Below are 13,438 nucleotides of genomic sequence, written 5' to 3' on the forward strand. Positions count from 1 at the left end.
TGCTCCGCCCGCCACGCCGGGGTTGTGAGTGCGGTGTCCGCTCATCAGGCCCCGCCCGCTGCGCCCGCTCCACCTATTCGGCCAGTTCCTCCAGCAGCCGGGCCGTGGGCAGGCCCGTCCGCAGATAGTCCACGAACAGGTCGTTGTGCAGGGCCCAGGGCGAGCGGCGGGACCTGATGAGACGGATCGCCTCGTCGACGGTGTGTCCGTCCCGGATCAGGGCGTGCGCGACGACGAGCCCCGACCGGTTGTACCCGCTGTAGCAACGGACGAGCACCGTGCGCCCGTCCTCCTGCGCGACGCACGCGGCCTCGGCGAGCCGGATCACACCGGCGAGCTGGGTCCCGTCGAGCGGCCCGTCCGGGATGGCCCACACATGATGCTCGACGCCGGGATCGGGCCCGTGCCCCGGCATTCTCAACAGGGTGATGACCAGGTCGAACTCGTCGTGCACGACGGCGAGTTCGAGCTCTCCCGGGCGCCTGGCGAACTCGTGTCCGCCCATCCACAGACCGGGCACGATCTCGCTCCACGGCTCGCCCGGAGCCGGTACGTCGGGCTGCTTCCTGCGGGTCCGCAACTACGCCGCCTCCCCCACTCGGGGCAACCGACTCCGCCCCCGACTCTCCTCAAAGGTAACCGGGTTCTTGCCGTCGCAGCACCCCGCCTGTTCCCATGGGCGTGCGGGGATTGGGGTGATGGTGGATGAGCGGACTGCGCGTCGTACCGGCCTGGCGCCAAGGCCACGAGCGGCTGTACGTGTGCATGACGGACGGGCGCAGCATCGCCTGGTACGACCGTGAGTCGTCCCGGGTCAACCTGCTGAGCGAGGACCTCAGAGGGGACGTACTGGAGGCCCTGGGGCCGTTCCTGACCGGCCCGGTGACGGTGGGCCCGCCCCCGGTCCCGACTCCGGCGGAACTGGCCCGGCTGTCCCTCCACCCCGACGACGACCTGGCCCCGAACCGTCCCGGCGAGGCCCTCCAGATCGCCCTGGACCGCGACCCGGCCCCGCCCCACCGCCTCCGCCCGGACCCCAGGCGACGCGCCCTGACGGCGGAACAGGCGGTGGGCGAGGCCCTGGAGGCGCTGGAGGGCGCGGGCTGGCACACCCTGCACTCGCTCCCCTTACCCGGCGGCGACCGCATCCACCACCTGGTGATCGGCCCGGGCGGACTGTTCGCGGTGACCACCCTGTACGCCCGCAAGCAGCGCGTCCTGATCGCCGACCCGATGGTGACCCTGGGCCGCCGCGACCCCCACCCCCTGCTCCGCAGAGTCCGCGCAATCGCCGACCGCGCCTCGCACGCCCTGACGGCAGAGGTCCACCCGGTCCTGGCATTGGCCGGCCCTGCCGACCTGAGATTCACGGTCCCCCTGAGAGAGGTCAGGGTCCTCCAGGACACGGAACTGCCGGGGCTGGCGCGACTGGGGGGTGTGCTGAAACCGGCGGACGTGGAGGCGCTGCATGCGGTGGCTCGGGATCGGGGGACTTGGGGGCGGGTTTAGGGGCGGTCACGGGTAGGGGGGAGCAAGGGGGTAAGGGAGGCGGATGGCTTCGTATCCCGGGGGGTCAATTCCTCAGCAGGGGTGCCAACAGATCCCCGTACGACCCCAGCCGCCCCCCGATGTCCCCCGCCCCGAAAGCGAGTTGGGACGGATCCGTGCACTCCCTCACCTCCTCCCACGTCACCGGCGTCGAGACCGTCGGCTCTCTGCGTGCCCGGAGCGTGTACGGCGTCGCCGTCGTCTTTCGGGCCGCGTTCTGGCTGTAGTCGACGAAGACCTTGCCCGGGCGCAGGCTGCGGGTCATGCGGTGGACGACCAGGTGGGGGAGGGCGCGTTCCGCCTCGACCGCAAGTTCCTTCGCGTACGCCGTGATCTCGCCGGACGGGGTCCTGGCAGCCGGCAGGGCCAGGAGGTGCAGGCCCTTCGAGCCGGACGTCTTCGCGTACGCCTCGATCCCGTCCGCCGCCAGCCGCTCCCGTAGCCACAGCGCCACCTCGCAGCACTCCACGATCGTCGCCGGATGGCCGGGGTCCAGGTCCATGACCAGGCGATCCGCCTCGCCGGGGGCGTCGATCAGCCACTGGGGGGTGTGGAACTCCGTGACCAGGTTCGCCGCCCACATCAGGGAGGGCAGGTCCTGGATCAGGACCATGCGCGCCGGGCCCTCCGAGCGCGGAACATGTGCCGTCGTGACCCAGTCGGGCGTACCCGGCGGCACGTTCTTGGTGAAGAAGACCTGGCCGTCGGGGCCGTCCGGATAGCGCAGGAAGGAGACCGGGCGGTCGCGCAGGTGGGGGAGGAGGGCGTCCGCGGTGGTGGCGTAGTAGTGGAGCAGCTCGCCCTTGGTGAAGCCTGTCGCCGGGTGGATCACCTTCTCCAGGTTCGAGAGGGCCACCCTTCGCCCCTCCACCTCCGTGATCGGCGTCATACGATGAGAATCCCACGAAAGCGGGGCAAAGCCACCTCCGGAGGAAGGTTCACCTCGTGCGATCCATATGGAACGGCGCCATCTCCTTCGGGCTGGTCAGCATCCCGATCAAGCTCGTGAACGCCACCGAGAGCCACTCGATCTCCTTCCGGCAGATCCACGTCGAGGACGGCGGACGCATCCGCTATCGCAAGGTGTGCGAGATGGAGGACCGCGAGGTCCGGGGGGACGAGATCGGCAAGGCGTACGAGGGTGCCGACGGCGCGATGATCCCGATCACCGACGACGATCTGGCGTCACTGCCGCTGCCCACCGCCAAGACCATCGAGATCGTCGCCTTCGTGCCCAGTGACCGGATCGATCCCCTTCAGATGGACACGGCCTACTACCTCTCCGCGAACGGCGTCCCGGCCGCCAAGCCCTACACCCTGCTGCGTGAGGCGCTGAAGCGCAGTCAGAAGGTGGCCATCGCCAAGTTCGCCCTGCGGGGGAGGGAGCGGCTCGGCATGCTGCGGGTCGTCGACGACGTCATCGCCATGCACGGGCTGCTGTGGCCCGACGAGATCCGGGGCACGGAGGGTGTCGCGCCGGACGCGGGCGTCACCGTACGGGACCAGGAACTCGATCTCGCCGACGCCCTCATGGCCACCCTCGGCGAGGTCGACCTCGCCGACCTCCACGACGACTACCGCGAGGCCGTCGAGGAACTCGTCGCCGCGAAGGCCTCCGGCGAGGAGGCGCCGCACGCCCCGGCTCCGAGCGGTGGCGGCAAGGTGCTGGATCTGATGGCCGCGCTGGAGAAGAGCGTGCGGGAGGCCAAGGAATCGCGCGGCGAGACGGTCGCGGAAGCCGAGGCCGGAGGAGAAGAAGGGGAGGGGGAAGGGGAGGTCAAGTCGCTGCGTGAGCGGCGTACGGCTTCCAGGGCGGCACCCCGGACGAGTTCCCGAGCCACGCCCAAGGCCGAGCCGGGGAAGAAGTCGACCTCCACCGCGAAGAAGACCACCGCCAAGAAGGCCGCCACCAAGAAGGCCGCCGACGCCAAGAAGTCGACCGGCACCGCCAAGAAGACGACGAGCAGGGCGGCGAGCAAGACGGCGAGCAAGACGGCGAGCACCAGCAAGGCCAGTACCGCCAGTACGGCCAAGAAGACCGCTGCCAAGAAGACCGCCGCCGCCCGTAAGCGTTCGGCGTGATCCCCCTCTTCCCCCTTTCTCCTCCCCGCTCCCTACCCCACCCGCCGTAGCGCCAGCACCGCGTTGTGGCCGCCGAAGCCGAACGAGTTGCTGAGGGCCAGGTCGCCGTGGCCGGGCAGGGCGCGCGGAGAGCCCCTCACCACGTCCAGGTCGATCGCCTCGTCCTGTTCCCCCTCCGCGCAGCCGATCGTCGGCGGGATCGTGCCGTGGTGCAGGGTCAGGACCGTGGCCACCGCCTCCACCCCGCCCGCGGCGCCCTGAAGATGACCGAGGTGGCCCTTCAGCGCCGTGACGGGGACGCGGGGTCTGCCCGGTGCGCCCGGTGTGCCCAGTACGGTCCGTAGCGCGTTCGCCTCCGCCAGGTCGCCGTCCGGAGTGGCCGTGGCGTGCGCGTTGACGTGGATCACGTCGGCGGGGCGGCCTCCGGCGTCCCGCAGGGCGCGGCGGAGGGCGAGGGCCACGCCGGTGCCCGAGGGGTCCGGGGCCGCCATGTGGTGGGCGTCGGCCGAGAGGCCCCAGCCGGCCGCCTCGCAGTAGACGCGGGCGCCCCTCGCCCGGGCGTGCTCCTCCGACTCCAGGAGCAGGAAACCGGCACCCTCGCCGTTGACGAAACCGTCCCGGTCCCTGGCGAAGGGGCGGGACGGCAGATCCCCGGCGGGGCGCGTCGACAGGGCGCGCATCGCGGCGAACGACGCCATGATCGCCGGGGTGACGACAGCTTCGGCGCCACCCGCGAGGGCGACGTCGACATGGCCGTACCGTATGCGGTCGATCGCCTGGCCGATCGCCTCCGTGCCCGACGCGCAGGCGCTGGTCACCGTGCGGGCCTCGCCCGTGATGCGCAGGGCCAGTGAGATCTGGGACGCCGCCTGCGACGGCACCGTCATGGGTGTGGTGAGCGGCGAGACCGCCCGGGGCCCCTTCTCGCGCAGTCGGCGGTCGCCGCCGACCAGCACCGACGCGTCACCCAGGATCGCGCCGACCGACACTCCCACGCGGTCGGGGGACAGGCCGCTGGCCTCCGTGCCCGAACCGTCGAAGCCCGCGTCCCGCCAGGCCTCCCGCGCCGCCAGTACGCCGAACTGCGCGGCCCGGTTCATCCGGCGGGCCTGGGGGCGGGGGAGCAGACCGGCCGGATCCACAGGAACCGTGCCGGCCGAGCGGACCGGCAGGCCGGTGAACTCCTCGCCGGTCAACTCCCTTATCCCGCACCGGCCTTCGAGGAGGCCTCGCCAGAGGTCGGGGACCCCGATGCCGAGCGGGGTGACCGCTCCCAGGCCGGTGACGACGACCCGGCGGGGAATCGGGTGCCCGGAAGGACGGCGGGTGCGGCTGTCCGGCTCGGGGTGCATGACTGGGCTGCCTCCCGGAATGCGGCGCGGGACGGTCGGCGCACCTCAACTCTGCCCATGCCAGGGGCAATTCATGCCGAGTTGGTTCACGCTTCAAGCGTGCGCGAGCGTTCACCGCTTGTCGGCGGTGCCGATCAGTCGCGCGGCCACGGCCGTCCGTCCAGTCGCTCCACGTCACGGTTGAGGCGGCTCAGATGGGCGGCGAAGTCGGCGACCTCCCCGGCTGTCCACTCGGTCATGATCTTGCCCAGGCCCACCCGGTTCTCCGCGCGGTCGGCTGCCAGTCGGCGCTCGCCCTCCTCCGTCATCGCGAACTTGCGCGCTATGCCCCCCTCGGGGTCGGGGATGCGTTCGACGATCCCCGCGCGGACCATCGCGGCGGTCTGCCGGTTGAGCGTGGACACGTCCAGGCCGAACGCGGCGCTGAGCTGGCCGATGGACATCGGCCCCTCCGCCTCGATGCGGCTGAGAACGATGTACGCGCTGCGGTCGAGCCGTCCCACCATGCCCCGCGACGTGGGCGAGAGCAGGTGCATGTACCGCCCGAGGAGCATCATCTCGAACTCGATCTGATCAACGGGTTTGTCCATGGGCTTGTCCATGCAGCTGCTTCCTCCGGCTCCTGAAGGGGCCTCTCCTCGGCGGGCCCCCTGCCAAGTTAATGCGTTCAGTGGAGATGTGCATGATGCACTTCTTGTGTATCGTGCACATCGCGTCGTCTTCATCCTCTCCGAGGGAGCAACCCAGTGGACAGTTCCAAGCCCGACTCCGGCCCCGACTCGGGCTCCGGCCCCGGCTCCAGCAGAGTCGTCGGCATCCTCGCCTTCGCCGGCATCGTGGCCGCGATCACGCAGACCCTCGTGGTCCCGCTGATCGGGGAGCTGCCGAGCATCCTCGACACCTCCGCCTCGAACGCGTCCTGGGTGATCACCGCCACCCTGCTGGCCGCGGCGGTCGTGACCCCGGTCGCCGGCCGGCTCGGCGACATGTACGGCAAGAAGCGCATGCTGCTCGCCTCGCTCGTGCCGCTCATCCTGGGCTCGGTCGTCTGCGCGCTCTCCTCTTCCGTGCTCCCGATGATCGCCGGGCGTGGACTCCAGGGCATGGGCATGGGCGTCGTACCCCTGGGCATCAGCCTGCTGCGGGACGTCGTACCGGCGGAGAAGCTCGGTTCGTCCATCGCGATCATGAGCGCGTCCATGGGTGTCGGTGGCGCCCTCGGGCTGCCGTTCTCCGCGGCGATCGCCGAGAACGCCAGCTGGCGGGTGCTGTTCTGGGTCGTGGCCGCGCTGTCCCTCGCCGTCGCCGCGCTGATCTCCCTGTTCGTGCCCGCCGGGCGTGAGAACACCGCCTCCGGGCGCTTCGACCTGCTCGGCGCGATCGGACTCGGCACCGCGCTGATCTGCCTCCTGCTCGCCGTGTCGAAGGGTGCCGACTGGGGCTGGGGCAGCGGTATCACCCTCGGGCTGTTCGCCGTCGCCGTGGTCGTACTGCTGGCCTGGGGCCGGTGGGAGCTGCGCAGCGCCGAGCCGCTGGTCGACCTGCGGGTGACCGCCCGTCCGCAGGTGCTGATGACCAACGCGGCCTCGATCCTCGTCGGGTTCGCGATGTACGCGCAGTCCCTGGTCATCCCCCAGCTGATGCAGCTGCCCAAGGAGACCGGTTACGGGCTCGGCGAGTCCATGCTCGCCATGGGGCTGTGGATGGCTCCGGCCGGCCTGATGATGATGGTCATGTCGCCGCTCGGCGCGATGCTCTCCGCCAAGTCCGGCCCCAGGGTCACGCTCTCCGTCGGCAGCCTGGTCATCGCCATCGGGTACGGCATCTCCCTGCCGCTCGTCGGCTCCGGCTCCACGTGGGGCCTGCTCGCGGTGACCATCGTCTGCAACACGGGTGTCGGTTTCGCCTACGGCGCCATGCCCGCGCTGATCATGGGCGCGGTCCCGCAGTCCGAGACCGCCTCCGCCAACAGCTTCAACACCCTGATGCGTTCGATCGGCAGCTCGGTCTCGGCCGCCGTCATCGGCGTCGTCCTGGCGCAGATGACCACCGACTTCGGCGGCTTCGCGCTGCCCTCCGAGGCGGGATTCCGGTCCGCCATGATGATCGGCTGCGGTGTCGGTCTCGCGGCGGCGGTCGTCGCCTTCCTCATTCCGGTGCGCCCGGCGGGGGCCGCGTCGGAGGCTGAGGCGGCTTCGGGGATCGCCTCCGACTCGGCCGAGGTCAAGGCCTGACGGTCAGTCGTCCGCGCCCTCGTCCGCGTCTTCGTCCTTGCCCTCGTAGCGAGCCGACCTCCCCTGGTGTCCGCCGGGGAGGTCGGCTCGTTCTGTCGTGTCCCGTCTCTTGTCCTCTTGCGGAGGGCGCGTGAAAGTAGAGGGTTCTCGGTTTCGCCCGGCGGGTTCTTTGGTCGCGCCGAGGGGTGTCCCACGCATGGCCCGATTCGGCCGCCAGGGGCGTCGACATGAGGAATTTACAAGGTTTACTTCCTCCGCCGATGGTGTTTCCAGGGCGTGATGCAGAAGTGAATTCACCGGGGTATCGTGAAACTCCCTGACGTCGAGGGGTGGTCGTCGGCTCTGCGCTGACGTCGCAACTGTTTGGGAATTGAACGTTTTTTCGGGACTTGGGACGGCTGGTCGGTGCTGGCTGAATGGTATCGGCCGCATACGGAATGCTCCACGCCATGTTGACTCGCGAGTAATGTCGGCGCTAGCTTCCCGGTGGTTTCCCCCCCCTGAGATGAAGTGCCTCCGCGCCACACAAAACCCCCACCGTGCAGTTTCACCGAATATTTCGGAGAATCATGACGTCTGCCGTGCGCGCCGTTGACATGATCATTGGAGTCACCCCTTTCGGCGAGCCCGACGCCCGGCTCGCCGCCGCCGTCAGCCGGGCGGGCGCCCTGGGAGTACTCGACCTGGGCCTCGGTGACCGCAGAGCGAGAGACGCCCTGGCGAGAATGCGCCGCCTCGCCGCCCGCGCTCCCTCCTCCGCCTCCGCCCCAACCCCCGGATTCCGCTACGGCGTACGAATCGACCCTCGCTGCCGACTCACCCCCGCTGACCTGGCCGGGGACGACGGCCCGGACACGGTGATCCTGGCCGCCGACGCCCCCGGTGCTCCCGACACCCTCTGGCCGGTCCCCGACCTCGCCGCCCGCCACCGCGTCCTCGTCGAGGTCACCGACCTGGCGGAGGCCCTCGCCGCCGTCCGCGCCGGTGCGCACGGGCTGATCGCCCGGGGCAGCGACGGCGGCGGCCGGATCGGCGAACTCAGCACCTTCGTCCTGCTGCAACGGCTCCTCGCCGAACCCGGCATCGAACTGCCCGTCTGGGCCCGTGGCGGCATCGGCCCCCGTACGGCCGCCGCCGCTGTCGCCGGGGGAGCCGCCGGCGTCGTCCTCGACAGCCAACTCGCCCTGCTCGCCGAGTCGTCGCTGCCGGAAACGACCGCTGCCGCGCTGCGCTCGATGGACGGCTCGGAGACCGTCGTCGTGGCCGGCCATCGCGTACTGCACCGGCGTGGCCCCGACGCCCCGCCCGTCCCGGCCGGGGATCCGGCGGTGGTCGCGGCGCTGCTCGGCGCCCAGGACCCGCGCACCCAGCTCCTCCCGGTCGGCCAGGACGGCTTCCTCGCCGCCCACTTCGCCGACCGCTGGGGCGACACCGCCCGCACGGTCCGCGCCCTCACCGACGCGGTGCGGGAGGTCGTACGGGATGTCGTACGGGGTGACGGGACCGTACGTGCGTTGCGTGCGGGTTCGCCGATGAGCCGGGCCCTCGGCACCCAACTCCCCGTCGCCCAGGGCCCGATGACCAGGGTCAGCGACCAGGCGCGGTTCGCGGCGGCCGTCGCCGGGAGCGGTGCGCTGCCGTTCGTCGCGCTGGCCCTCGCCACCAGCGAGCAGACCCGGACCATGCTGGCCGAGACCCGGGAAGCCGTCGGAGACGACCGGCCCTGGGGTGTCGGCGTCCTCGGGTTCGCGCCCGAGGAACTGCGCAACGCCCAGCTCGAAGCCGTACGGGAGCTGCGGCCCACGCACGTCGTCATCGCGGGCGGCAGGCCCGCCCAGGCCGAGGTGCTGGAGCGGGCCGGAATCAGTACCTTCCTGCATGTGCCGTCGCCGGGTCTGCTGAGGCAGTTCCTGGAAGCCGGGTCACGCCGGTTCGTGTTCGAGGGGGCCGAGTGCGGCGGGCATGTCGGGCCGCGCGGCAGCTTTCCGCTCTGGGAGGCCCAACTCGCCGTTATCGAGGACTACTTGGCCGGTGCGCCGGCCAGTGAGGCCGAGCGGATCGAGGTGTTCTTCGCGGGCGGCGTCCATGACGAACGGTCGGCCGCGATGGTCGCCGCCCTCGCCGCTCCGCTGACCGCGCGCGGCGCGTCCGTCGGGGTGCTGATGGGCACCGCCTATCTGTTCACCGAGGAGGCCGTGGCCTGCGGGGCGGTCCAGCCGCTCTTCCAGCGCCAGGTCGTCGACGCGACCAGCACCGCGCTGCTGGAGACGGCACCCGGTCATGCCACCCGGTGCGTACCCAGCCCGTTCAGCGACAACTACCGCGCGCTCGAGGCGGAGTTGAGGGCGAGCGGGGTGCCCGAGCGGCGGATCTGGGAGGAGCTGGAACGGCTCAACATCGGGCGGCTGCGGATCGCCAGCAAGGGCATCGAGCGTGATACCCAGGGCGAGTTGGCGGCCGTGGACGAGCAACGGCAGCTCGCCGACGGCATGTTCATGGCCGGGGAAGTGGCCGTACTGCGTTCGGCGACCACGACCATCGACGCGCTGCACCACTCCGTCGCGGACGGCGCCGCCGACTTCCTCACCGGGCGGGCGGCGCGGCTGCTGGAGCCTCTCGGTGTGCGTCCGCCGGAGGAAGCCCCGGCGCCCGCGCCCCTCGATGTCGCCGTCGTGGGCATGGCCTGCATGTTCCCGGACGCACCCGACCTCGCCTCCTTCTGGGCGAACATCGTCGGCGGTCACGACGCGGTGGGGGAGGTGCCGGCCGACCGCTGGGACCCCGCCGTGCACTACTCGGAGGCGGACGGGGACGGTGGCGTCACGCCGTCCAAGTGGGGCGGCTTCCTGCCCCGCATCCCCTTCGACCCGCTGTCGTACGGCATTCCGCCCACCTCGCTCGGCAGCATAGAGCCCGTCCAGCTGCTGGCCCTCGAAGCCGCCCGGCGAGCCCTGGCGCACGCCGGATACGGGGAGCGGGGGCGGGAGTTCGACCGCTCACGCACGTCGGTTGTCTTCGGCGCGGAGGCGGGCAGCGACCTGTCCAACGCGGGCACCCTCAGAGCCGTACTGCCCTCCTACTACGGCAAGGTGCCCGACGGGCTCGCGGACCAGCTGCCCAGGCTGACCGAGGACTCCTTCCCCGGCATGCTCTCCAACGTCATCTCCGGCCGGATCGCCAACCGGCTCGACCTCGGGGGCGCCAACTACACCGTCGACGCCGCGTGCGCCTCGTCCCTGGCCGCCGTCGACGTGGCCTGCAAGGAACTGGTGGGCGGGACCAGCGACGTCGTGCTGTGCGGCGGCGCCGATCTGCACAACGGCATCAACGACTACGTCCTCTTCTCCTCCGTGCACGCCCTGTCCCCGACCGGGCGGTCCCGCGCCTTCGACAGCTCGGCGGACGGGATCGCGCTGGGGGAGGGCGTCGCGTGCGTCGTCCTGAAGCGGCTGGCGGACGCCGAGCGCGACGGCGACCGGATCTACGGTGTCATCAAGGGCGTCGGCAGTTCCAGCGACGGACGCTCGCTCGGGCTGACGGCTCCCCGGCCGGAGGGGCAACGGATCGCGCTGCGGCGGGCGTACCGCAACGCCGGGGTGTCACCCGCCGAGGTCGGGCTGGTCGAGGCGCACGGCACGGGAACCGTGGTGGGCGACCGTACCGAACTGACCATCCTGAGCGAGGTGTTCAGCGGGGCCGGGGCGAAGCCGGGTGCCGTCGCCCTCGGTTCGGTCAAGTCGCAGATCGGGCACACCAAGTGCGCCGCCGGACTGGCCGGGCTCATCAAGACCGTGCTGGCCCTGCACACCGGGGTCAAGCCGCCCACCCTGCACGTCAGCGAGCCCAACTCCGCCTGGGAGGAGAGCAGTAGCCCGTTCGTGTTCCACGGGCAGGCGCGGCCCTGGGCGGCACCGGCGCATGAACGCGTCGCAGGGGTCAGCGCGTTCGGCTTCGGTGGGACCAACTTCCATGTGGTGCTGGGTGCCTACGCCGACTCCGCCGCGCCCACGCACACACTCGATGCCTGGCCCGCCGAGCTGTTCACCTTCCGGGCCGCCGATCCGGCGGGCGCGCGGCGGGCCATCGAGGACGTGCTGAAGGCGGCGGAGGACGAGGAGTCGTCCTGGCGGCTGCGCGATCTGGCGCTCGCCGCCTCGCGCCGCTCCGACGCCCGGCACGAGCCCGTGCAGGTCGCGGTCGTGGCGACGGACCCGGCGGGGCTCGTAGGGCAGCTGCGGCGCGCGCTGGCGGGGGAGCACGAACCACGCGCCGGCGTCCACCTCGCGCAGAGTCAGCAGAGCAAGCAGAGCAAGCAGAGCAAGCAGAGCCAGCGGGACCAGCAGGGTCAGCACCAACAAAAGCCCGGGCATGAGCCCGAACAGGAGATGCCGGGCCAGGTAGCCTTCCTCTTTCCCGGGCAGGGCAGCCAGCGGACCGGGATGCTCGCCGATGTGTTCGTCGCGTTCCCCGAACTCCAGTACTACCTGGAGCTCGGCCGCGACCACGCCGACATCCTCTACCCGCCCACCCCCTTCGACGACGCCACCCGCGACCGCCAGCACACCGCCCTCACCGACACCCGGGTCGCCCAGCCCGCCCTGGGCATCGCCGGCCTTGCCGCACACGCCCTGCTCACCACGGCGGGCGTACGCCCGGACATGGCCGCCGGGCACAGCTACGGCGAACTCGTCGCCCTCAGCGCGGCCGGCGCCCTCGACCCGGAAACCCTGATCGCGCTGAGCGCGCAGCGCGCGACCGCGATCCTCTCGGCCGCCGGTGACGCGGGCGGCGACGACGCGGGCACCATGGCGGCGGTGTCGGCGGGCGCCGAGGAGGTCACGGCGGCCCTTCGCGCCGCCGACGCGCCCGCCTCGGTAGTCGTCGCCAACCACAACTCGCCCACGCAGACGGTGATTTCGGGACCGACGGAGGCGGTCGACGAGGCCGTACGCCTGCTGCGCGCGGCCGGGCTGGGCGCGAAGCGCATCCCCGTGGCCTGTGCCTTCCACAGCCCACTGGTCGCCGGGGCGGGTGAACTCTTCGCGGAGTCCCTGGCCCAACATCCCGTGCGCGCACCCGAGTTCACGGTGTGGTCCAACCGTACGGCCGCCCCGTACGCCGCCGACGCGGACGCGGTGCGCGCCGAACTCTCGGCCCAGATCGGCGCCCCGGTCGGCTTCGTCGCCCAGATCGAGGCCATGTACGAGGCGGGCGCCCGGATCTTCGTCGAGGCCGGCCCCGGGTCCGTACTGACCCGACTGGTCGGCCAGATCCTCGGCGACCGCCCGCACCGCACGGTCGCCTGCGAACCGCGGCCCGACAGCGGACTGCGCGGCTGGCTGGACGCGCTGGCCCAACTGGCCGTCGCGGGGCTGCCGGTGCGCACCGGATGGCTCTTCCACGGGCGTGACGCCGTCGACGCGACCCGCACCAAGGCACCGAAGCGCCCCGGCTGGACGGTCGACGGCCATCTGGTCCGCACCGCCGCCGGCGACCTCCTCCCCGGTGCCCTGGCACCGGCCCGACGCGTAGTGGAGACGACGCCAGTGACCGCGAATCACCAGGACGCCACCCCGGGCACCGACGGCAGGGACGCGCTGATCTCCGAGTTCCTGCGCACCAGCCGCGAGATGGTCGCCGCCCAACGGGACGTACTCCTGACGTACTTCGGCGCGACGCCGGGCCAGTGGATACCCGGACCGGCGGCGACGGAGGAGTCCCTGGGGGTCGCGCAGACGCACCCCCAGGTGCAGCAGGCCGCGCCGGCGCCCGCGCCCACGTACCCGCCGGCGCTCTACGCCGTGCCCACACCTGTCCCCGCCCCCGCCCCGGCTGCCGTGGGGTTCTCGGAGGCGGATGTGTTGGGAGTGGTGCTGGAGATCATCGGTGAGCGGACCGGGTATCCGGTGGACATGATCGAGCCGGATCTTGATCTGGAAGCGGATCTCAGTATCGACTCGATCAAGCGGGCGGAGATCGCGGGTGAGTTGGCGCAGCGGCTCGGTGTCGGGGGTGGTGGTGACCTCACGGTGCTCGAGGATGCCGAGTTGGAGGAGCTGGCCAAGGCCCGTACGGCGGCCTCGGTGACGGCGTGGCTCGCGGCGCGGTTGACGACGGCCGTGCCTGTCCCCGCCCCCGCCCCGGCTGCCGTGGGGTTCTCGGAGGCGGATGTGTTGGGAGTGGTGCTGGAGATCATCGGTGAGCGGACCGGGTATCCGGTGG

At 71.6% G+C, this 13,438-nt stretch carries 8 protein-coding genes; 4 read left to right on the forward strand and 4 right to left on the reverse strand.

Annotated features, from left to right (window positions below; all coding sequences use genetic code 11):
* Window positions 1–73 precede the first annotated feature (73 nt).
* Entirely contained in the window at window positions 74–580 is a 507-nt protein-coding gene (locus PV396_RS33145) for a dual specificity protein phosphatase family protein (protein WP_319210961.1), read from the reverse strand.
* 125 nt (window positions 581–705) lie between these two features.
* Here PV396_RS33145 and PV396_RS33150 point away from each other — a divergent pair, with 125 nt between their 5' ends.
* Window positions 706–1,509, forward strand: coding sequence for a nuclease-related domain-containing protein (locus PV396_RS33150; protein ID WP_319210963.1), 804 nt, complete (start codon window positions 706–708; stop codon window positions 1,507–1,509).
* Window positions 1,510–1,573: 64 nt separating this feature from the next.
* On the opposite strand, the gene ligD is transcribed toward PV396_RS33150, so the two are convergent.
* A complete protein-coding gene (ligD, locus tag PV396_RS33155) occupies window positions 1,574–2,437 on the reverse strand; it encodes a non-homologous end-joining DNA ligase (RefSeq protein ID WP_319210965.1) in 864 nt (287 codons plus the stop codon).
* Window positions 2,438–2,493: 56 nt separating this feature from the next.
* Here ligD and PV396_RS33160 point away from each other — a divergent pair, with 56 nt between their 5' ends.
* Entirely contained in the window at window positions 2,494–3,630 is a 1,137-nt protein-coding gene (locus PV396_RS33160) for a Ku protein (RefSeq protein WP_319210967.1), read from the forward strand.
* Window positions 3,631–3,662: 32 nt separating this feature from the next.
* On the opposite strand, the gene PV396_RS33165 is transcribed toward PV396_RS33160, so the two are convergent.
* Together PV396_RS33165 and PV396_RS33170 are read right to left on the reverse strand one after the other, a co-directional pair.
* Window positions 3,663–4,982, reverse strand: coding sequence for a beta-ketoacyl-[acyl-carrier-protein] synthase family protein (locus PV396_RS33165; RefSeq protein ID WP_319210969.1), 1,320 nt, complete (start codon window positions 4,980–4,982; stop codon window positions 3,663–3,665).
* 134 nt (window positions 4,983–5,116) lie between these two features.
* Window positions 5,117–5,572, reverse strand: coding sequence for a MarR family winged helix-turn-helix transcriptional regulator (locus tag PV396_RS33170; protein ID WP_319211013.1), 456 nt, complete (start codon window positions 5,570–5,572; stop codon window positions 5,117–5,119).
* Between the two features lie 156 nt (window positions 5,573–5,728).
* On the opposite strand from PV396_RS33170, the gene PV396_RS33175 reads away from it, so the two are divergent.
* Window positions 5,729–7,216 (forward strand): MFS transporter, encoded by a 1,488-nt coding sequence (locus tag PV396_RS33175; protein ID WP_319210971.1) that lies wholly within the window; start codon window positions 5,729–5,731, stop codon window positions 7,214–7,216.
* 569 nt (window positions 7,217–7,785) lie between these two features.
* A partial coding sequence (locus PV396_RS33180; RefSeq protein WP_319210972.1) for a polyketide synthase occupies window positions 7,786–13,438 on the forward strand: 5,653 nt, incomplete at its 3' end.

Origin of the sequence: Streptomyces sp. ME02-8801-2C (assembly GCF_033793965.1) — a bacterium.
In the GTDB taxonomy this organism is placed as follows: Bacteria; Actinomycetota; Actinomycetes; order Streptomycetales; family Streptomycetaceae; genus Streptomyces.